This window comes from Streptomyces sp. NPDC032472 (genome assembly GCF_040636955.1).
Lineage (GTDB): Bacteria > Actinomycetota > Actinomycetes > Streptomycetales > Streptomycetaceae > Streptomyces.
Window position 1 is genome coordinate 149,563 of the sequence record NZ_JBEZVK010000002.1, and the last position, 19,960, is coordinate 169,522.

General features: G+C 73.3%; 15 protein-coding genes. 8 read left to right on the forward strand and 7 right to left on the reverse strand.

The genetic code is table 11. The features are described 5' to 3' along the window. Nucleotide 1: 1 nt before the first annotated feature. Nucleotides 2–271 (reverse strand): phosphopantetheine-binding protein, encoded by a 270-nt coding sequence (locus AB0F11_RS01685; RefSeq protein WP_362167085.1) that lies wholly within the window; start codon nucleotides 269–271, stop codon nucleotides 2–4. A gap of 222 nt (nucleotides 272–493) precedes the next feature. Between AB0F11_RS01685 and AB0F11_RS01690 the strand changes: the two genes are divergently transcribed. The 7 genes from AB0F11_RS01690 to malQ all read left to right on the forward strand — a co-directional run bounded on the left by AB0F11_RS01690 (nucleotide 494) and on the right by malQ (nucleotide 10,421). Then, complete coding sequence (locus tag AB0F11_RS01690; RefSeq protein ID WP_362167088.1) at nucleotides 494–1,816, forward strand: SidA/IucD/PvdA family monooxygenase; 1,323 nt, start codon at nucleotides 494–496, stop codon at nucleotides 1,814–1,816. Then, nucleotides 1,804–2,934 carry an FAD-binding oxidoreductase gene (locus tag AB0F11_RS01695; protein WP_362167091.1) on the forward strand — a complete coding sequence of 377 codons (1,131 nt, stop codon included), beginning with the start codon at nucleotides 1,804–1,806 and terminating at the stop codon, nucleotides 2,932–2,934. Before AB0F11_RS01690 ends, AB0F11_RS01695 begins: the two co-directional genes overlap by 13 nt. Beyond that, nucleotides 2,931–4,934 carry a class I tRNA ligase family protein gene (locus tag AB0F11_RS01700; protein ID WP_362167093.1) on the forward strand — a complete coding sequence of 668 codons (2,004 nt, stop codon included), beginning with the start codon at nucleotides 2,931–2,933 and terminating at the stop codon, nucleotides 4,932–4,934. The genes AB0F11_RS01695 and AB0F11_RS01700 overlap by 4 nt, the downstream gene beginning before the upstream one ends. Further along, complete coding sequence (locus tag AB0F11_RS01705; protein WP_362167095.1) at nucleotides 4,931–6,478, forward strand: AMP-binding protein; 1,548 nt, start codon at nucleotides 4,931–4,933, stop codon at nucleotides 6,476–6,478. Before AB0F11_RS01700 ends, AB0F11_RS01705 begins: the two co-directional genes overlap by 4 nt. Nucleotides 6,479–6,541: 63 nt before the next feature. After that, a complete protein-coding gene (locus AB0F11_RS01710; protein WP_362167097.1) occupies nucleotides 6,542–7,156 on the forward strand; it encodes a GNAT family N-acetyltransferase in 615 nt (204 codons plus the stop codon). Nucleotides 7,157–7,161: 5 nt separating this feature from the next. Beyond that, entirely contained in the window at nucleotides 7,162–8,217 is a 1,056-nt protein-coding gene (locus AB0F11_RS01715; RefSeq protein ID WP_362167099.1) for a C45 family peptidase, read from the forward strand. 53 nt (nucleotides 8,218–8,270) lie between these two features. After that, on the forward strand, nucleotides 8,271–10,421 hold the full coding sequence (malQ, locus tag AB0F11_RS01720; RefSeq protein ID WP_362167101.1) for a 4-alpha-glucanotransferase: 2,151 nt from the start codon (nucleotides 8,271–8,273) through the stop codon (nucleotides 10,419–10,421). 25 nt (nucleotides 10,422–10,446) lie between these two features. Here malQ and AB0F11_RS01725 read toward each other — a convergent pair whose 3' ends face one another. The 5 genes from AB0F11_RS01725 to AB0F11_RS01745 all read right to left on the reverse strand — a co-directional run bounded on the left by AB0F11_RS01725 (nucleotide 10,447) and on the right by AB0F11_RS01745 (nucleotide 17,242). Then, on the reverse strand, nucleotides 10,447–12,384 hold the full coding sequence (locus tag AB0F11_RS01725; RefSeq protein ID WP_362167103.1) for a glycogen/starch synthase: 1,938 nt from the start codon (nucleotides 12,382–12,384) through the stop codon (nucleotides 10,447–10,449). Continuing rightward, nucleotides 12,381–13,577: a glycogen synthase gene (glgA, locus tag AB0F11_RS01730; RefSeq protein WP_362167105.1), complete on the reverse strand. Its 1,197-nt coding sequence runs from the start codon at nucleotides 13,575–13,577 to the stop codon at nucleotides 12,381–12,383. The genes AB0F11_RS01725 and glgA overlap by 4 nt, the downstream gene beginning before the upstream one ends. Continuing rightward, on the reverse strand, nucleotides 13,574–14,551 hold the full coding sequence (locus AB0F11_RS01735) for an HAD family hydrolase (protein ID WP_362167107.1): 978 nt from the start codon (nucleotides 14,549–14,551) through the stop codon (nucleotides 13,574–13,576). The genes glgA and AB0F11_RS01735 overlap by 4 nt, the downstream gene beginning before the upstream one ends. Before the next feature lie 78 nt (nucleotides 14,552–14,629). Then, nucleotides 14,630–16,081 (reverse strand): glycogen/starch synthase, encoded by a 1,452-nt coding sequence (locus AB0F11_RS01740; RefSeq protein WP_362167109.1) that lies wholly within the window; start codon nucleotides 16,079–16,081, stop codon nucleotides 14,630–14,632. A gap of 93 nt (nucleotides 16,082–16,174) precedes the next feature. Then, complete coding sequence (locus tag AB0F11_RS01745) at nucleotides 16,175–17,242, reverse strand: glucose-1-phosphate thymidylyltransferase (protein ID WP_362167111.1); 1,068 nt, start codon at nucleotides 17,240–17,242, stop codon at nucleotides 16,175–16,177. Between the two features lie 213 nt (nucleotides 17,243–17,455). On the opposite strand from AB0F11_RS01745, the gene AB0F11_RS01750 reads away from it, so the two are divergent. Then, the gene (locus AB0F11_RS01750; protein ID WP_362167114.1) at nucleotides 17,456–18,469 is read left to right on the forward strand and encodes a LacI family DNA-binding transcriptional regulator; all 1,014 of its coding nucleotides are present in this window, start codon (nucleotides 17,456–17,458) and stop codon (nucleotides 18,467–18,469) included. On the opposite strand, the gene AB0F11_RS01755 is transcribed toward AB0F11_RS01750, so the two are convergent. Beyond that, the gene (locus tag AB0F11_RS01755) at nucleotides 18,432–19,958 is read right to left on the reverse strand and encodes a DHA2 family efflux MFS transporter permease subunit (RefSeq protein WP_362167116.1); all 1,527 of its coding nucleotides are present in this window, start codon (nucleotides 19,956–19,958) and stop codon (nucleotides 18,432–18,434) included. The genes AB0F11_RS01750 and AB0F11_RS01755 overlap by 38 nt on opposite strands. Between the last annotated feature and the right edge of the window lie 2 nt (nucleotides 19,959–19,960).

Below are 19,960 nucleotides of genomic sequence, written 5' to 3' on the forward strand. Positions count from 1 at the left end.
CCTAGCCCTGCAGCGTCCGGCGGACGAAGCCCACGAGGCTGTCGACCGTCTCGAAGGCCGTGGTCCCGAAGGTGTCGGGGTCGAACTCGATGTCGAGGTCGGCCTCGATCCGCATCAGCAGCTCCAGGACGTTCGTGGAGTCGAAGTCCAGGTCCTGGTGGAAGCGGGTCCGGCCGGTGATGGTGTCCGGCGCCTGCTTGGCGATCGCGGCGACCGAGGCGATGACGTCGGCGGTGAGGTCGCGGTCCGTTGCGGTCTGCGTGGCGTCCATGGCGGAAGTGCCCTTCTTCGTCGCTGGGTGACGACCAAAAGGGTTGCCGGGCGGTGCGGCGCGCCCAAGGCGCACATGGGCGCACCTTCGGCCCTGGCGTGGCAGGCATACCCGAAGGAGGGGCTGCCCCTGCCCGGGGGCCGGGGCCAAGGATGGAGGCGAAATCTAGTTCGTCACACCTCCCGGACAACCCGGATCGGATCGGAAGGGCGCAATCCGGAAATGGCTCACGAAGCAACCGAACGAAAAGACCTGCACTACAACTGCGTCGGCATCGGTGTCGGTCCTGCCAACCTGAGCCTGGCGTCGCTGCTGCACGGGCACTCCCAGGTGAGCACCCTCTTCCTCGAGAAGAAGGCGGCCTTCGGCTGGCACGAGGGGCAGCAGATCCCCGGCGCCTCGCTGCAGGTCTCGCTGTTCAAGGACCTGGTCACGCTCGCCGATCCGACCAACCCGTTCTCGTTCCTGGCCTACCTGCACGACCAGGGGAAGATCTACCACTTCCTGAACGCCCAGTTCGACGCGCTGCCCCGGCAGGAGTTCCGCAACTACATGCGCTGGGCCAGCGAGCGCATCCCGGGACTCGCCTTCGGCGAGGAGGTGCTCTCCGTGGACTTCGACACCGAGTTCGTGGTGCGCACGGACCGGCGCACGGTACGGGCGGACAACATCGCCGTCGGCGTCGGCACCCGGCCCTGGATGCCGCCGCAGGCGGAGGCCGGCGCGGCCGACCAGTTCCACGTGAACGAGTTCGCGCTGCGCGCGGGCGCGCTCGGCGGCAAGCGGGTGTGCGTCGTGGGCGGCGGCCAGTCGGGCGCCGAGGCGGTCCTCGACCTGCTCTCGCGCACCGGCGACGAGCTGCCCCGGCGCGTGTCGTGGGTGTCCCGGCGCGCCAACTACTTCCCGATCGACGACTCGCCGTTCACCAACGACTTCTACATGCCCTGCCATTCGGAGCACTTCTTCCGCCTCGACCGCGCCACGCGCGAGGCCTTCAACAGCAAGAACGTGCTCTCCAGCGACGGCATCTCCGAGTCCACCCTGCGGGAGATCTACCAGCGGCTGTACGTCCTGCGCTTCATCGAGGGCGCCCACGACGTCTTCGCCCTCTACCCCAACCGCTCCGTGGAGCAGCTCACCGGCGCGGACGGCTCGGGCCGGGAGATCGCCCTGCAGCACAACGACCAGCCGGGCCGGCAGGAGCTCATCGACGCCGACGTCGTCATCTGGGCGACCGGATTCCGCCCGGCCGGCCCGGACTTCCTCGCCCCGATCGCGGACCGGCTGGAACGCGAGGGCGACGAACTGCGCGTGGACGAGAGCTACGCGGTGCGCTGGGACGGTCCGGCGGACCGCAACATCTTCGTGCAGAACGCCACCCGCGGCCAGCGCGGGCTCGCCGACCCGAACCTGAGCCTGAACGCCTGGCGCTCGCAGCGCATCGCGGACCGGCTGCGCGGGGTGCGCTCCGACGAGCAGCTGCCGTCGTTCATCGAATGGTCGGCGAAGCCCTCGCTCGGGACGGAGCCCACATGGGCCGCCTGAGCAGCGGGGACGGGTACGTGGACGTCGCGGTCGTCGGGGCCGGCATCGTCGGCTGCATGACGGCCCGCGAGATCCTGGCCCGCCGCCCGGGCACGTCGGTCGCCGTCATCGACCGCGAGGCCGTCGGCAGCGGCGCGAGCCGCCGCTCCGCCGGACTGCACTTCCCCCGCGGCGCGTCGGAGCGGGTCCGGCGGATGGCGCAGGCGAGCGAGCTCGGCTACCGCGCTCTGAAGGCCGAGATGCCGGGACTGCCGGTGTACGAGGTGGGCACCACCGTGGTCGCCCACGAGAGCTCCACGCCGCGCCTGCAGGAGGCGTACCTGCCGGGAGCCGGGCTGAGCCGCACCGACGCGGTCCCCGGCGTCCTCGCGGCGCTGCCCGCGGACCACCTCGCCTGGCAGGTCTCGGGCGGCCAGTACGGCGACGTACAGGGCGTCGCACAGGCCCTCGCCGCGGCGCTGCGGCCCGAGGTCCGCTTCCTGGAAGGCACCCGCGTCACCGCCATGGCGTCCGGCGCCGACGGTGTCGCACTGGAACTCGGCTCCGGCGGGACACTGCGCGCGGCCAAGGTGCTGCTCGCCCCCGGCCCGTGGCTCGCCGACCCCGCCTGGGCCCCCTGGCTGGAACCGCTCGCCCTGCGCGTCAAGAAGGTGGTGGCCCTGCACGTCGAACGGCGGCCGCTGCTCGGGGACGGCGTGGTCGTCTTCGAGGACACCGACGCGTTCCTCCTGCCCCTGCACCACCGCGGCCACTGGCTGTTCAGCTACACCTGCCGGCAGTGGGACGTCTCGCCCGACGACGTGGCGGGCCACCTGACCCCCGTGGAGATCGACGAGGCCCACACGGCCCTGGCCCGCTTCGCCCCCGAGCTGGCGCCGCTGTGCACGACCGGCCGGGTCTTCTGCGACGCGTACAGCCCCGACCGCGCCCCCGTCGTCCGGCCCGTCGACCCGCACCGCAACGTCGTCTTCGCCGGGGCGGCCAACGGCTCCGGATACCGGCTCGCCCCGGCGATGGCCGCCGAGGCCGCCGCCGCACTCCTCGGGCCGGCCCGCACTTCCTCCACCGTGGCGCCGCCGCTGCCGCCGCACACCGTCGCGTCAAGGAGCTTCACATGATCATCAGCAAGTTCGACCCGCAGGCCCTGCGCGCCGCCCTCGGCATCGAGATGTACGGGATCGAGGGAGCCGGGGTCGGCGCCGGCTGGGGCCGGGTCGCCCCGGGCCGCGCCTCCGACCCCGACCGGCACGACGAGACCGAGGCCTTCGTCATCACCGCCGGACAGGGCGAGGTGGTCGTCGACGGGCAGCGCCGAAGCGTCGGAGCCGGCTCGATGGTCGTCTTCGAGCCCTTCGAGACCCATGTGCTGGAGAACACCGGCGAGGACGACCTGGTGTTCCTGACCATGTACTGGCGCGACGCCCACCGCGCCGGAGCGGCCGCCGCACAGGGCGGCGGACGGCTCGCCGGCCGCCCCCAGTTCGTGTTCTCCACCCCGCCCACGCCCAACGGCGACCTGCACCTGGGCCACCTCTCCGGCCCCTACCTCGGAGCCGACGCGTACGTCCGCTTCCAGCGGATGAACGGCGCCGAGGCCTGGCACCTGACGGGCAGCGACGACTTCCAGAGCTACGTCCAGGCGGCCGCCCGGCGCGACGGACGCGAACCCGCCGAGACCGCGGCCCACTTCAGCGCGGAGATCGCCGCGACGCTGAAGCTGCTGGACGCGGAACCCGACCAGTACACCGTCACCAACGCCGACGACACCTACCCGCCGGCCCTCAGGGAGTTCTTCTCCCGCCTGGTCGCCTCCGGCGGCGTCGAGGCCAAGGAGGCGCCCGCCCTGTTCGACGCCGCCACCGGCCGGTACCTGTACGAGGTGGACGTCACCGGCGCCTGCCCCACCTGCTACAGCACCACCAGCGGCAACATCTGCGAGGAGTGCGGGGAGCCCAACTCCGTCGTGGACCTCATCGACCCGGTGGCCTCCGCCGACCGCACCAAGCCCCGCGAGGGCAGCACCACCCGCTACATGCTGCCGCTGCACGAGCACCGCCGGCACGTCGAGGAGCACCAGCGGGCCGGCCGCACCCCGGCCCGGCTGCGCGAACTGGCCCACCGGATCTTCCGGCGCGCCCCCTACGACGTCGCCCTCACCCACCCCTCCGACTGGGGCGTCGAGCCCGCCGAGCCGGCCGCGAAGGGCCAGGTCGTATGGGTGTGGCCGGAGATGGCCTACGGCTTCCTGCACGGCATCCAGGCCCTCGGCCGCCGGATCGGCCGCCCGTGGCAGGCCGCGGCCCCCGCCGACGACTGGAAGATCGTCCACTTCTTCGGGTACGACAACAGCTTCTACCACTCGGTGCTCTACCCGGCGCTGTACAAGCTCGCGCACCCGGGCTGGAAGGCCGACATCGACTACCACGTCAACGAGTTCTACCTGCTGGAGGGGGCCAAGTTCTCCACCAGCCGCCGCCACGCCATCTGGGGCAAGGACATCCTGACCCCCGACTCGGTCGACGCGGTGCGCTACTTCCTGGCCCGCACCCGCCCGGAGGGCCGCCGCACCAACTTCGAGACGGCCGCCTTCGGGCGCCTGCTGGACGAGGAGCTGATCGGCACCTGGCAGCGCTGGCTGCAGGACCTCGGCGAGCGCGTGCAGAAGGAGTACGGCGGGCTCGCGCCGGACGCCGGACGCTGGCGGCCGGAGCACTCGGCCTTCCTCGCCCGGCTGGAGAACCGCAGGCGCGCCCTCTCGGTCGCGCTGGGCGCCGACGCCTTCTCCCTGAACCAGGCCGCCGAGGAGCTCGGCGCACTGGTCCGCGACGCGGTCCGCTTCTCCGCCCTGGAGGCCTCCACGGCGGGCCTCGAGGACTGGAGCAGCGAATCCCGTACCGCCGTCGCCCTCGAACTCGCCGCCGCGCAGCTCCTCGCCCGGTGCGCCGCCCCGGTCATGCCGCGCTTCGCCGCCCGCCTCTCGTCCGCCCTGGGCGGCGACGCCGGCGAGCCGGCGCAGTGGCCGCAGGTGGCGGCCCTGGTGGCGCCGGGCACCGCGGTCGACCTCGCGGACCGGGTGTTCTTCACCCCCGTGACCGGGGACGGACGTGAGCGGGCATGACCCACTCGGCACTGAACCAGCTGGTCACCACGGCCCCCGCACCGGGCCACCGGATCACCTTCCGGGGGGCCGGGCCCACCGAGTCCTACCCCCTCGAAGAGCTGTACACGATGGCCGGGAACCTCGCCGCCGCCCTGCAGCGGCGCGGCCTGCGGCGCGGTGACCGCATCGGGATCGTCGCCGCCAACTGCCTGGAATGGGTCCTGCTGGACCTCGCCGCGCTGCGGCTCGGCGTCCTGACCGCGGGCTTCGAGGCCGGCAAGTTCGCCCCCGGCCGCGCGCTCATGGAGCAGTACGCGCTCACCCTGCTCTTCACCGACGAGGCGGACGCGGTCGACGCGCACGCCGGGATCCTCTCCGTCGCCGAGGCACGGACCCTGGCCGCGCAGCCGGGGCCGTCCCCGCAGCCGCTGCCGCAGATCTCGTACGCCGCCGACGAGCCCACCACCTTGAAGTTCACCTCCGGCAGCACCGGCACGCCCAAGGGACTCGCGGCCACGGCCGGCAGCATCGACAGCTCGCTGCGCGCCGTACAGGAGATGTTCGCGCACGGCCCCGGCGACGAACTGTTCGTCTTCCTGCCCCTGTCCCTGCTCCAGCAGCGCTACTGGGTGTACTCCGCGCTCTGCTTCGGCCACGACCTCACCATCAGCACCTACGGCTCGGCCTTCCCCGCGCTGCGCCGGACCGCACCGACGGTGGTGATGGGCGTACCCGCCTTCTACGAGCTGGCCAAACGGCACATCGAGACCCGGGCGGCCCGCGCCGCCGAGACGTCCGCCGACCCCGGGCAGGCCCTGCGGGACGCGGCCCGGCAGCTCTTCGGCGACCGGGTGCGCTACCTGTGGACCGGATCCGCCCCGGCCGGAGCCTCGATGCTCGCCTTCTTCGCCGCCTGCGGACTGCCCGTCTACGAGGGCTACGGCATGAACGAGACCTGCATCGTCACCAAGAACCACCCCGGCGCCCACAAGGAGGGCAGCGTCGGCCGGGTCGTCACCGGCAAGCAGGTCCTGCTCGACGAGCAGGGGAACATCAGCGTGCGCAGCGACTTCCCGGTGGGCCGCGGCTACAGCTACGCCGAACCCGGCGCCTCCGAGCGGATCTTCGCCCCGGACGGCACCGTCCGCACCGGCGACGTCGGCTACGTCGACGAGGACGGCTTCCTGTTCGTCACCGGACGCGCCGACGACGTCATCGCCCTCGGCAACGGGCGCAACATCGCGGTCCGGCCCATCGAGGAACGGATGCGCCGGTCCCCGGCGATCGAGGAGTGCGTCCTGTTCGGCTCCGACCGCTCCGAACTGGTCGCCGTCGTCTCACCGGCCGACGAGGTCCCCGACGAGGCCGCGATCGCCGCCCAGCTGGAGACCGCCAACGCACTGGGCCCGCGCCACGAACGCATCAGCCGGGTCATCGTGGCGCCGGAGCCGTTCACCATCGCGTCCGGCCTGCTGTCCTCCCAGTACAAGCCGCTCAGGCCGCGGATCCGGGCCGCCTTCGCCGCCGAGATCGAGTCCGCGCAGGCAGGCATCGTCGCCTGACCCCCTCCCCGGCCGGCTCCCGCCCCGCCGAGCCCCACCCCGAACGAGACAGGGACGCCCCACATGAACTGGACCACCGCCGCACCCGCCGTGCTGGAGAACGAGCACGTCCTGCTGCAGCCGATCACCGAGGAGCACCGCGCCTCGCTCCACGCCCTCGCCCTCGACCCGAACATCTGGGACTACTTCGTCAGCCGCGTCGACACCGACGAGGACTACACCGCGTTCTTCGACGCTTCCCTCGCCGACCAGGAGGCGGGACGGCGCGTGGTCTTCCACATCACCGACCAGCACACCGGGCGCGCCGCCGGCAGCATGAGCTTCGGCAACATGGCCGAGGCCGATCGGCGCCTGGAGATCGGCTGGTCCTGGCTCGGCCGCGACTTCCGCGGCCAGGGCGTCAACCGCTGGGCGAAGTTCCTCATGCTGCAGCACGCCTTCGAAACGCTGCAGGCCGAGCGCGTCGAGTTCAAGACCGACATCCTCAACGAGCGCGCCCGCCGCGCCCTGCGCAACATCGGCGCCGTCGAGGAGGGCACGCTGCGCAGCTTCAACTACATGCCCGGCGGCCGCCGTCGCGACGCGATCTTCTACAGCGTGCTGCGGGCCGAGTGGCCGAGCGTCAAGGAGCACCTGCTCGCGGTCCCGGACGCGGCGCACGCCGCCACGGGGGCCTGAGCCCGGTGCACGGCCCGATCCCCTTCGTACGGGCCGAGGGCGACCCCTACGCCCTCGGCCTGCACCACGGCCGCGCACGCGCCGCGGACCTGCAGGCCTTCGTCGGCGATGCGCTGTGCCGGCTGAACCTGCTGCTGCCCCGCCCCGTCGACGAGGCCGAGCTGGCGCCCGTCGTCGCCGCCTACCGGGCCGAGATCGAGGCGGCCGTACCCGACCTCGCGGCCGAGACCGAGGGCTTGGCCGCCGGAGCCGGCCTCAGCGTCGAGCAGGCCTACCTGCTGCAGCTGCGGCGGGAGATCATGGGCTACCGCAAGGTGCCGACCGCGGGCGACTGCACCACCTACGCCCGCACGGGCACGGCCTCCCCGGGACAGGAGCCCGTACTCGCGCAGACCGTCGACCTGAACGGCAACCTGGACGACCAGATCGCCGTCCTGGACCTGGCCCGCACCGGCTCGCCCCGGCGCTCGCTGCTGCTGAGCTTCGGCGGACTGCACGGCTACCTCGGCCTCAACAGCTCCGGCCTCGCCGTCGGGCTGAACCTGGTGCTCGGCGGCCGCTGGCGGCCGGGCGTCCCCCCGTACCTGGCCATCCGCCACGTACTGGACCACGCCGACGACGTCGACGGCGCGCTGGCCCTGCTGCGCACCCTCCCGCTCGCCAGTTCCCGCTCCTTGACGCTCTGTGATGCGACGCGCGCCGTCTGCGTGGAGCACCTCGACGGCGCATGGCGGCAGACCGAAGGACCCGAGACCGCCCACACCAACCACTTCCTCGACCCGGACTTCGCCCCCCGAGACGAGCTCAACGTCTTCGCCCGGCGCTCCTCGCTCAAGCGGCTCGACGCCGCCCGCGCCGCCCTGGCGGCCCTTCCCGCCGACGCCGGCGCCGAGGACCACTTCGCCGCCCTCTCGGCACGGCCCATCTGCGTCCCCGCCAACGGGGACGTGCGCCAGGAGCGCACGGTGGCCGCCGCGGTGCTGCTGCCCGCCCGCGGCGAGCTGCACCTGCGGCCCGGAGACCCCTCGAAGTCGCCGACCCGGGTCTTCCGGCTGACCTGACCGGGCGCCCCGCACGCCGCCCCCGCCCGAAACCTCCCTCCCCAGGAGCACCCATGACGCCCATGCCGCCCACGCCACCCCTGTCGGACGACCTCCTCGAACTCGCACGCCTCCACGGCGTCGACACGTCCCACACGGCGTGGGACGGCACCGAGGTCACCGTGAGCCCCGCAGCCCTCGTCGGCGTGCTCGCCGCCCTCGACGTGGACGCCTCCACCCCCGCGCTCGTCCGCTCGGCCCTCGACCGGGCGCGCGCAGCCGAGACCGACCGGCTGCTGCCGCTCTGCGTGGTCGCACGGGCCGGGCGGCCGAAGACCGTACCGGTGCCCCCCGGGGCGAGGCTGTGGATCGGCCTGGAGCAGGGCGGACGGCTGGAGGCCCCGGGCGGGGTCCTGCCCGAGCGGCTCCCGCTCGGCTACCACAGCCTGGAACTGTCCACCGCCGACGGACGCAGCGCCCGGGCCGCCCTGATCTCGACCCCCGCCCGGGTGCGGACCCCGGACGGCAGGTCGTGGGGGTTCACCGCGCAGCTGTACTCGGCGCTCTCGCAGCGCTCGTGGGGCATGGGCGACCTCGGCGACCTGGCCGACCTCGCCCAGTGGTCCGGCGGCGCCCTCGGCGCCGGATTCCTCCTGGTCAACCCGCTCCACACGATGCTGCCCGCGGCCACGGCGGGCCACTCGCCGTACTGGCCCTCCTCGCGCCGCTACCCCGACCCGGTCCACCTGCGCATCGAGGACGTCCCCGAGTACGCCTACCTGGACGCGGCCGGACGCCGCAGCGCCGAAGCGATCGCCGAACGCGCCGGCGCCCTGCGCGCCCGGGTCCTCGACGGGAACGCCCTGATCGACCGGGACGCGGTGTGGGAGGTCAAGCGGGAGGCGCTGCAGCTGCTGTTCAGGGTGGCCCGGAGCCCGGGGCTGCAGGTCGCCTTCGAGGAGTTCCTGCGGCGCGAGGGCCGCCGGCTGGACGACTTCGCCACCTACCGCGCCCTGGCCGAACGGCACGGACCGGACTGGCGGCAATGGCCGGCCGCCCTGCGCGACCCGCGCGGCGCCTCGGTCGAGCGGGCCCGCACCGAGCTGGCCGAGGAGGTGGAGTTCCACCGGTGGCTGGCCTGGACGGTGGACCGGCAGCTGCAGCACGCACAGCGGGCGGCGAAGGACGCCGGCATGGCGGTGGGTGTCGTCCACGACCTCGCGGTCGGCGTGCACCCGGGCGGCGCCGACACCTGGGCCCTGCAGGACCTCTTCGCACCCGGCATCACCGTCGGCGCCCCGCCGGACGCGTTCACCGCCCTCGGCCAGGACTGGCAGCAGCCGCCGTGGCGCCCGGACCGGCTCGCCCAGGCCGGATACGCGCCCTTCGCCGACCTGCTGCGCGGAGTGCTGCGGCACGCGGGCGCCCTGCGCATGGACCACGTACTGGGCCTGTTCCGGCTGTGGTGGGTGCCGCGCGGGCGGCCGCTCGCCGAGGGCGCCTACGTACGGTACGACCACGAGGCGATGCTCGCCGTGCTGGTGCTGGAGGCCCACCGGGCCGGCGCGATGGTGGTCGGGGAGGACCTCGGCACCGTCGAGGACGGGGTACGGGAACTCCTCGCCGACCACGGGATCCTCGGCACGTCGGTGCTGTGGTTCGAACGGGACGGGGACGGCCGGCCCCTGGCGGCCGGACAGTGGCGCGAGGGCTGCCTGGCCACCGTGACCACGCACGACCTGCCCAGCACGGCGGCCCGGCTCGGCGGCCTCCACCTGGAGCAGCTCGACCGGCACGGCATGCTGAACGGCCCGCTGGAGCAGGAACGCGAGACGGCGGCAGCAGAGGTACGGGCGTGGCGGGAGGAGCTGGAGCGCATGGGCCTGACGACCGGCCCCGAGAGCACGGCACCGGACGGACCGTCGGCCGACACCCTGGCCCTGCACCGCTACCTCGCCCGGACACCGGCCCTCCTGACCGGTGTCTGGCTGCCGGACGCGGTGGGCGACGTACGCTCGCAGAACCTGCCCGGGACCGCCGACGACGAGCACCCCAACTGGCAGCACGTGATCGCGGACGGCTCCGGGCGCCCGGTCACCCTGGAGGACCTGGCAGCCGCTCCGGGACCGCTGCGCCTGGCCGATGCCCTCACCCCCACCGGCTCCGCGGCCGCCGGCCCCCTGACGGCCGCCGCCCGCAACAACACCTTCGAACGGCTGCGGTGAACGCACGGGCACGAACCGGCGCCGGCTACACCGGAGCCACCTGCCACCGGTAGCGCCCCCGCTCCAGCGTGACCAGCAGGGCCACGCCCCCGGCCGGCGGCGAGCCGGGGAAGGCGGCGCTGAAGCCGCCGCCCGTGCGCGTGAGCGGGTGCGCGGCGACGGCCGCGCCTGCGCCGCCGACGAAGGCCGCCACGGCCAGGGCCTCCTCGCCGCGGAAGGCAAGGCTCCACCCGCCGCCGTGGCTGCGGACGACCGCCCGCCCCGCCGGGGGCGGGGCCGCCGCGGGCCCGGGAACGGGCGCGGCCCCGGCCTCCGGCGAGGGCGCCGACACCGGCGGGTACAGCGCACGGAACCGCTCCGCCCGCAGCGAGGTGCTCCGCTCCCAGGTGAACGACCGGGCCCGGTCGCGGGCGTTGCGGGACAGCCGCAGGTACTCCTGCGGCTCGTCCGCCATCAGGCCGACGGCCTCCCGGATCCGCTCGGCGAGCGCCCGCGCGAGCAGCGGATCGTCCTGCCGGAAGGAGCGGGCGACGGCGAACCCGGTGGCGTCCGGCGCACGGAAGTCGAAGGCGTGGCCGAAGTGGCGGGTGCCGTCCTGCGCGGTGGCGATGGGCACAGCCCCGCAGGCCATGGCCTCGCCCTGGGCGATCAGGAAGGTGTCCAGCTCGTACTTGGACGGGAAGAGGCAGAAGTCGGCGGCGACGGCGTGCTCGAAGAGGGTGTCCTCGCCCACCATCCGCCAGTCCAGGTGCAGCCGGCCGCGGTGCCGGTCGGCGACGGACGCGAAGTACGGGTCGGCGGCGGCGCCGCCGGCGGAGGCACACCGGATGACGAAGTTCGCCCGCACGCCCTCCTCGAGCACCTGCTCCACGGCCCGCATGAGCTCCAGCTGCCCCTTGTGGTGCACCGCGTAGCGGGCGGCGTGGTAGAAGGTCGGCAGGGCCGGGTCGAGGCCGAGGCCCCGCAGCACCCCGGCCCGGTCCACGGCCCGTTCGTCGCGGGCCAGCCAGCTGTCGGAGATGCCGCAGCCGCCCACGAAGTGCTTGTGCGCGTTGCGGGCGGTGACCGCGCTGACGGTGAGCTGCCGGTAGCGGGGCTCGAAGGGCGTCCCCGCGAAGCCGGCGTAGAACTCGCGCTGGCCCTCGCAGAGGAAGTCGACGCCGTCGCAGTGGTCGTGGACCAGGGACATGATGCTCAGGTGGTCCGGCGGCCCCGGCTCGTACAGGCGGGTACCGGGCAGGTGCGCGCGCAGGGCCGCCGCCAGCACCGTGTCCTCCTCGGGCGGGTCGGCGTACCGGTCGAGGTCGCCCCCTGCGCCCAGCTCGTCCAGCGCCGCCCGGACCTGGGGCGCGTACACCCCGGTGTTGACGGGGTGGTTGGTGGCGACGGTGGCGACCACGCTCTTCAGCAGGTCCGCGGAGAAGGCCGGCGGCACGAGGTGGGTGTGCAGCGGCTCGTGCGCCTGGATCAGCGCCGGTTCGCCGCCGAACACGCCGCGCACGAAACGGACCGCCGCCAGCTGGAAGGCGAGCGGCTTGCAGAACCGCAGCTCCCGGCCCTCGTCGGCCGGATCCGGGTAGAAGGACTCCGGGTAGGCGTCGAGGGGGTCGCCGGTGAGGAAGTACAGGTCCACCCCCTCGCGCTGCACGTGCAGGGCCCCGGTGGTGACCGGGTGCCGCGCCGATGCGGGATGGCCCGGCCACACCGCGGGGTCGAGCTCCAGCGGCAGGGCGTGTGCGTCGCGCCAGCCGGAGTCCCGGGCTCCGTGGTGCTCGCGCAGGTGTGCGGCCTGCCCGTGGGCGGGCGTGACGACACTGACCCGGTGGCCGGCCCGGGCCAGGCCCCGGGCCGAGTTCCACACCAGGGAGGCGGTGCCGCTGCGCATCAGGCGCGGGTCGAAGGCACCGCACTCGTAGGCCACCGCGATGACGTGCGCCGGGCGTTCGGGAGGCGGCGTGCTCATGCGACCGCCTCGTAGACGCGCCGGACCTGTTCGGCGACGGACTGCCAGGAGAACCGGCTGACGGCCCGGTCCCGGCCGGCCAGGCCCATGCGCCGGGCCGCGGCCCGGTCGTCGATCAGGTGGTTGACCCGGGCGGCGATCTCCTTGGCGAAGACCTCGGGCGCGGCCGGCTCGCCGGCTCCGCCGTGCGCGGTCTCGATGGGCACCAGCAGCCCCGTGCTGCCCTCGACGACGACCTCCGGAATGCCGCCGGTGGCGGTCCCCACCACGGCGGTGCCGCAGGCCATCGCCTCCAGGTTGACGATCCCCATGGGCTCGTAGATCGACGGGCAGACGAACACCTCCGCATGCGTCAGGAGCTGGCGCAGCGCCGCGCGCGGGAAGGCGCCCGCGATCCAGGTGACGCGGACGCCCTGCTCGCGCAGGCGGTCGACGGCGAGCCCGAAGCGGCGGCGCTGCTCGGGGGTGTCGGACGCCTGGGCGACGATGACGAGCTGGGCGTCGCGGGCGAAGTGCTGGGCGGCGCGCAGCAGATGGTCCAGGCCCTTCTGCCGGGTGATGCGCGCCACGCAGGCGATCAGCGGCCGGTCCAGGACTATGCCGTACTCCTGGAGGTGCCCGGTGCCGTGGTCGGGGGCGAACTCCTCGACGTCGATGCCGTTGTGGATGACCGAGATGCGGTCCGGGTCCACGCTCGGGTAGGTGCGGGCGACGTCCTCGGCCATGGCCCGGGAGACGGCGATGACGCGGTCGGCCCCGGACAGGGAGGTCTCCTCCATGAAGGAGGAGAGCCGGTACCCGCCGGAGAGCTGTTCGGCCTTCCAGGGGCGCATCGGCTCCAGGCTGTGTGCGGTGGCCACGTGCGGGACGCCGTGCAGCACCTTGGCGATGTGCCCGGCGAAGTTGGCGTACCAGGTGTGGCTGTGCACCACGGAGGTGCCCCGCACGGCGTGCGACATGGACAGGCTGACGGCCATGGCCTGGACGGCGGGGTTGGCGTCGCCGAAGCCCTGCACGGCCGGGTGGGCGTGCACCCCGTCGCGGGCCCCCTCGCCCTCGGGCGCCTCCTCGTAGCAGTGGACCCGTACGTCGACGAGCTCGCGCAGGTGCTGGGCGAGCTGGCCCACGTGGACGCCCGCGCCGCCGTAGACGAAGGGAGGGTACTCCCGGGTGAGCAGGTCCACGCGCATCATGGTCGAACTCCTTGGTCGGGGACCGGCTCGGCGTGTCCGAGGATCCGCTCGAGGACCGCTGCGACACCGTCCTCGTCGTTGGCGGGTGCGATCTCGTCTGCCACGGCCTTGAGCTCCGGATGGCCGTTGGCCATGGCCACCGCATGCCCGGCCCAGGCGAGCATCGGGATGTCGTTGGGCATGTCGCCGAAGGCCGTCACGTGCCGGGCCGTCACACCGAGGGCGCCGGCGACCCGGGCGAGGCCGGTGGCCTTGTCGAAGCCCGACGGCAGGAGCTCGACGATGCGGGGGCCCGCGTGGGTGACCGCCAGCCCCGGGCCGGCGCAGAGGGAGGCCGCCTCCGCGAGTTCGGTGTCGCCGAGGGTGCGGTGGCGCAGCAGTACCTTGTCGACGGGCAGGTCCCACAGGTTCTCCGGAGCGGCCAGCCGGTAGGGGGCGAGCGCGCGCTCGTCGCCGCGGCCGAAGCCCGCGGTGATGACGAACTCGCCGCCGGCCCCGGAGGTGACGACGGCCAGGTCCAGCGGGCCGACGAGGCCGGTCAGCCGGTCCAGGGCGGCGCGGGCCGCGCCGGGGTCGAGGCCGACGGCGGACAGCAGCCGGCCGCGCCCGGCGTCGTAGATCTGGGCGCCCTGCCCGCAGACGGCGAGCCCGGTGTAGCCGAGCGCGTCGAAGAAGGGCGCACAGCCGGAGGCGGGGCGCCCGGTGACCACGACGTGGTGGATGCCGAGGCCCGTGGTGCGCCGCAGGGCCGCCAGGGTGCGCGGGGAGAGGGTGCTGTCGCCGCGCAGCAGGGTCCCGTCGAGGTCGGTGGCGACCAGCCGGGGGAGCGGAGTCGCCGCGGCTGCCGGGCCGGATAAGGTGCCGGGCCCGCCGGTGGGCCCGCCGGCGGGCCTGCCGCCGGATCCGCTGCCGGGCCTGCTGCCGGGCACCGCTAACTCCACGGCCGAGGCCGGCCCTGGTGCGGTGTCGTGCATGGTCGAGCCTCTCTGTCGCGGGCCCGCCGTCCCGCACGGCAGGGCGGGGAATGCAAGGCCGTGCGGGGCGGCGGGGTTTCAGACGGCCGTCGGGCCGGTCAGCCGGGTGTACAGCTCGGCGTACTCGCGCGCGGTGACGGCCCAGGACCAGTCCTGCGCCATCACGCGGCGGCGTACGGCGGTCAGTTCGGCGGGCTCGTCCCGCATCCACTCCAGCGCCGCCACCACGGTGGAGCGCACGGATTCCGCGGTGTGCTCGGGGATGACGAGGCCGCCGCCGTCGGGGTCGGTGCGCAGGTCGGTGACCGTGTCGTACAGGCCGCCGACCGGGCTGGCGATCGGCAGGGTGCCGTAGCCGTAGGCGATGAGCTGGTTCAGGCCGCACGGTTCGATGCGCGAGGGCATCACGGTGAGGTCGGCGCCGGCGTACACGAGCCAGGCGGTGTCCTGGTCGAACTGCGGTACGTAGCCCACCAGGCCGGGTGCCTCGGCGCTGAGCGCGCGCAGCCGGGCGTGCAGCTCGTCGGTGCTGGGGCCGACCAGGACCAGCTGGACGCGGCGCTCGCGCAGCAGCGGGGCGAGGGCGTCGATCAGCAGGTCGCTGCCCTTCTCGGGGACGACGCGGGAGCAGACGCCGACCACGGGCAGCGTGTCGTCCTCGGTGAGTTCCAGGTGCTTCTGCAGGGCCTGCTTGTTGAGGCGCTTGCCCTCGTCCACACCGGCGGAGTCGTAGGGGACCGTGGAGCGGTCCAGGCCCGCCGGGTCCCACAGCTCGCCGTCCACGCCGAAGACGATGCCGGTGGTGTGCAGCCGCTCCAGGGCGTCGCCGACCGGGCTGCCGCGGAACTCCTCGACCAGCTCGTAGGCGTACGTGGGGCTGCAGGTGACGGCGGCGTCGGCGGCGAGCAGGCCGAGCAGGAAGAGGCTGGGGCTGCCCTGGGCGTGCTCGGTCAGGCGGGCGACCTGGGCGGCCGGCAGGCCCAGGCCCGCCGGCTCCAGCTCCTGCAGGCGCCCCTGGTAGAGCGCGTTGTGGATGGTGAGGACCTGCTTCAGGCCGGGGAAGCGGTCCCGCAGGTGGGCCAGCGCGGCGCCGGACTGCCAGTCGTTGCCGTGGATGAGGTCGTAGTCGTGGGAGGTCGCTTCCAGCCAGTCGGCGACGCACCAGCCGAAGAACGCGGCGCGGCCGCCCTCGTCGGCGAAGGCGGTGTAGTTCGCGTCGCGGTAGATGCCCCCGCGGTCGTACCAGGCGTCGGCGCGCAGCAGGAAGATCTCGCAGGTGCCCCCGTGGTCGAGGAGGCGGTGGACCTCGGCGTCCGAGCGGACCCCGGCGACCTCCCGCTCGGGGAGGGCGAGGACCACTTCGGTGCGCAGGCCGCCCCGCTCGATCAGCCAGGGGTAGTAGGGCAGGACGAGGTCGTGCGTGATGCCGCGGCGGGTCTGCAGGGTGGCGGGCAGGGCGTTGCTGGTGAGGGCGAGGCCGCCCTCGGCGAACAGCGGGGCGTACTCCTGGGTGATGTACAGGGCCTTCAAGGTCAGAAACTCCGATCCACCCGGGCAGGTGCGGGGGGTTGTGGCGGCAGTACGCGGCGGTGGCGCGCGTCTGGTGAGGGGCCGGGTGGCGGGTCAGCGCGCGAGGGTGACCCGCGTGTGGTCGCCGAGGACCAGCCGGTGGGCGGTGTCGCCGGCGGGTGCGGAGGTCACCGTGGTGTGGCGGCCGATCAGCGAGGCGGTGACGGCGGGGACCCCGCGCACGGTGGAGCCCTGCAGCACGATGGACCCGTCGATCCGGCTGTCGGTGATCTCGCAGTCGGCGGCGATCGAGGTGTGGGGCCCGATCCGGGAGCCGGTGACGACGGTGCCGGGGCCGATGACCGCGGGGCCCTCGATGTCGGAGCGGACGACGCGCGCACCGGGGGCGATCAGGACGGCGCCGGTGAGCCGGCTCTCGGCGTCGACCTCGCCGGCGATCTCGCCGGTGGCGGCGTCCAGCACGTGCCGGTTGACCTCCAGCATGTCGGAGACGTTGCCGGTGTCGCGCCAGTATCCGGAGTGCAGGCAGGAGCGCACCTCGCGGCCCTCCTCGATCAGCCACTGGAGGGCGTGCGTGATCTCCAGTTCGCCGCGCGCGGAGGGCTTGATCTCCCGGATGGCCTCGTGGATCTGGGCCGAGAAGAGGTAGACGCCCATGACGGCGAGGTTGCTGCGCGGGACCGCGGGCTTCTCCTCCAGGCAGACCACGCGGCCGTCGCCGTCGAGCTCGGCGACGCCGAAGGCGGTGGCGTCCGGGACGGGGGTCAGGAGGATCTGGGCGCCGGGGCGGGTCCGGCGGAACTCCTCCGCGAAGCCGGCGATGCCCCCTCCGACGAAGTTGTCGCCCAGGTACATCAGGAAGTCGTCGCCGCCGAGGAAGTCCTGGCTGATGAGGACGGCGTGGGCGAGGCCCAGCGGCACGTCCTGGCAGATGTACGTGACGTCGATGCCGAACGCCGACCCGTCGCCGACGGCGTCCTTGATGTCGTCGGAGCTGGGCCCCACGACGAGGGCGACCTCGGTTATCCCGGCCTGTGCAATGGCTTCCAGCGCATAGAAGAGAACGGGTTTGTTCGCCACCGGAACGAGTTGTTTCGCCCCGGTGTGTGTTACCGGGCGGAGCCGGGTTCCCGACCCTGCGGCAAGCACCAGTGCCTTCAAGACTCCCCCATTGTCGAAAATGGGCATGCGGAAGCCTGGATGGAGCCCCCGCTCGCCACGTTGATCATTTTGGTCAACGCTTATTTCTAGATCATTTTCATGACCCATGCAACCGCCGGAACATTGAAGCAGGAAGGCGTCCGTATCGGACATTTGGAGCGCTCTGCACGTTTTTCCGTTTTTCCGAGTTTCCCGAGCTGTTAACGTCGTCGCATGTCGATACGCCTTTCTGATGTAGCCGCCCGGTCGGGTGTGAGTGAAGCGACGGTCAGCCGCGTACTGAACCGCAGACCGGGCGTGTCGAAAGCGACACGGGGGTTGGTTCTTGATGCTGTCGAGGATTTGCGATATAGGACGGGAAGGAAATCGGCGCCGCCCTCCGAGCTGGTCGGGGTGATTGCCCAGGATGCGGTTTCCGGCATGGTTCCGGGCCTCGTGGACGGGGTCCTCACCGCGCTGCACAGGCGCGGCCACCTGCCCGTTCTCTGCTCGCAGGCGCACGGGGCGCCCCGCGAGGACCATGCCGCGCGCCAGCTGCTGGAGCGCGGGGTGTCGGGGCTCATCTTCCTCTTCGGCGACCATGTGGACGCCACGGCGAACCACGAGCTCTACCGCCGGCTCGCCGAATCCTCCGTCGCCCACGTCCTGGTCGGCGGATCCGCCTTCGGTACGGAGGCGGCCTGTATCTCGAACGATGACGCGGCGGCATCGGAAATCGCCGCGCGGCACCTCTTCGAACTGGGGCACGTACGCAGTGGGATGATTCTCGGATCAAGGCGCTACGTCACGACTCGCCGCAAAGCCGACGCCTTTGTGGCGACGCTCTCGGAGTACGGCATTCCGGCCGATGGGGCGAATGCGCTGATCGAGTATTCACTTGACTCGGAAGAGGCCGGATTCTGTGCGGCCGAAACCCTCCTTGACAAAGGCTGCACGGCCCTCGTGTGCGACAGCGAGGCCATGGCATTGGGTGCGGTGAAAGCCGCCCGGTCACGCCGCCTGGGCGTGCCGGACGACCTTTCCGTGGTGGTTATGGGCGATTCCGCGCTGGCCCGCCACACTCAGCCGCCGCTCACCGTGGTGAGTTCCCCGGTGGCGAAAATGGCCGAATCCGTCGCGGACGCATTGATGATGGCCGTGAACGGAACCCCGCTGTCCTCGCTGGAGCTCCACTTCCGGCCGGACCTCATCATTCGGGGATCGAGCGGCACGGCTCCTGCGTTCTGAGCCCGGCCGCCTCCCGGCGCCCGCGCACCGCGCCGCCGTGCCCCCCGCGCCCCGGCAGCCAGACCGCCGCCGCCACCAGTCCCAGGACGACGGGGACCGCGGCGGCCCAGATGGCGCTCTGGTAGCCGGCGAGGAGCGCCCCGGCCTCCTGCGCACCGCCGCCGGCCGCGGCCCGCGTACGGGCGTCCGCGAGGGCGGTCAGCACGGCCAGACCCAGCGAGGCCCCGACCTTCTGCGCCGTGGTCAGCACCCCGGAGGCCGAGCCCGAGTCGGCCTCGTCCAGCCCGCTCGTACCGCTCACGGTGAAGGTCACGAAGACCAGCCCGCCGCCCAGGCCCACCAGGCACTCGGGCAGCAGGAGTTCAGTCCAGTACGCGCCGCCGGAGATGAACCCCATCCACAGCAGCCCGGCGGCGAACAGCGAGAGCCCGGCGGCCATCACGGCGCGCTGGCTCAGCTGCCGCAGCAGCCGGCCGGCCAGGGTGGAGGACACGGTGACGGTGAGGATCACCGGCAGGATCGCCAGCCCCGCGGCCAGCGCCGAGTAGCCGAGGACCTGCTGTGTGTAGAGGCTCAGGAAGAAGATGACCGGCCCGATCGCCATGTTGACGAGCGCGGCGATCACATTGGCGCCCCGCAGCGCGCGGTGGCGGAAGATCCGCAGGGGCAGGAGCGGATCGGAGCTGGTGCGCTGGCGCAGCAGGAACAGCACGAGCGCGACGGCGGCGACGACGCCCAGGCCGACCGTGCGCACGCTCAGCCAGCCGGCGGCCGGCGCGCCGAGCAGCACGTACACCAGGAGGGTCATCCCCGCGCCGACCAGCAGGGCGCTGAGGACGTCGAAGCGCCCGCGCGCGCCGGGCCGGGCACCGCGCGGCAGCAGCCGGGGGGCGGCCAGCGCGGCCGCGGCCGCGACCGGCACGTTGACCAGGAAGGTGGACTGCCAGCCGAAGGCGTCGGTGAGCACCCCGCCGAGGAAGTAGCCGGCCGATCCGCCGGTGGCGGCCACGGCGCCGAGGGTGGCGAGGGCCTTGTTGCGCTCGGTGCGCTCGGCGGCGGTGCGATCGGGGTAGACGGCCATCAGCAGGGCCAGCGCGGTGGGCGAGATGACCGCGGCCGCGAGCCCCTGCGCCGCGCGCGCGGCGACGAGGAGGGCGGGGGAGGAGGCGAGGCCTCCGGCCAGGGAGGCGGCGGCGAAGACGGCGAGTCCGCCGATGAACACCGAGCGGCGCCCGAACAGGTCGCCCAGCCGGCCCCCGAGCAGCAGGAACCCGCCGAAGGCCAGGATGTACGCGTTGGCGACCCAAGAGAGGTCGGCGAGGGCTATGCCAAGATCATTTTTGATCGAGGGTAACGCCACTTCGACGATCGCCGAGTCCAGGTTGAGCAGGAAATGGCTGGCCACCAGCAGCGCGAGGGCCGCGCCGCGGCGGGCGGCAGGCGCCGCACCGGCCGGCAGCGCCCCCACACGGTCGTCAATGAGAGTCACAG

Bases quoted from the DNA above. Each gene is read 5' to 3' on its own strand.
- AB0F11_RS01685 (WP_362167085.1), bottom strand. From the start codon at position 271: ATGGACGCCACGCAGACCGCAACGGACCGCGACCTCACCGCCGACGTC.
- AB0F11_RS01690 (WP_362167088.1), top strand. From the start codon at position 494: ATGGCTCACGAAGCAACCGAACGAAAAGACCTGCACTACAACTGCGTC.
- AB0F11_RS01695 (WP_362167091.1), top strand. From the start codon at position 1,804: ATGGGCCGCCTGAGCAGCGGGGACGGGTACGTGGACGTCGCGGTCGTC.
- AB0F11_RS01700 (WP_362167093.1), top strand. From the start codon at position 2,931: ATGATCATCAGCAAGTTCGACCCGCAGGCCCTGCGCGCCGCCCTCGGC.
- AB0F11_RS01705 (WP_362167095.1), top strand. From the start codon at position 4,931: ATGACCCACTCGGCACTGAACCAGCTGGTCACCACGGCCCCCGCACCG.
- AB0F11_RS01710 (WP_362167097.1), top strand. From the start codon at position 6,542: ATGAACTGGACCACCGCCGCACCCGCCGTGCTGGAGAACGAGCACGTC.
- malQ (WP_362167101.1), top strand. From the start codon at position 8,271: ATGACGCCCATGCCGCCCACGCCACCCCTGTCGGACGACCTCCTCGAA.
- AB0F11_RS01725 (WP_362167103.1), bottom strand. From the start codon at position 12,384: ATGAGCACGCCGCCTCCCGAACGCCCGGCGCACGTCATCGCGGTGGCC.
- glgA (WP_362167105.1), bottom strand. From the start codon at position 13,577: ATGATGCGCGTGGACCTGCTCACCCGGGAGTACCCTCCCTTCGTCTAC.
- AB0F11_RS01735 (WP_362167107.1), bottom strand. From the start codon at position 14,551: ATGCACGACACCGCACCAGGGCCGGCCTCGGCCGTGGAGTTAGCGGTG.
- AB0F11_RS01750 (WP_362167114.1), top strand. From the start codon at position 17,456: ATGTCGATACGCCTTTCTGATGTAGCCGCCCGGTCGGGTGTGAGTGAA.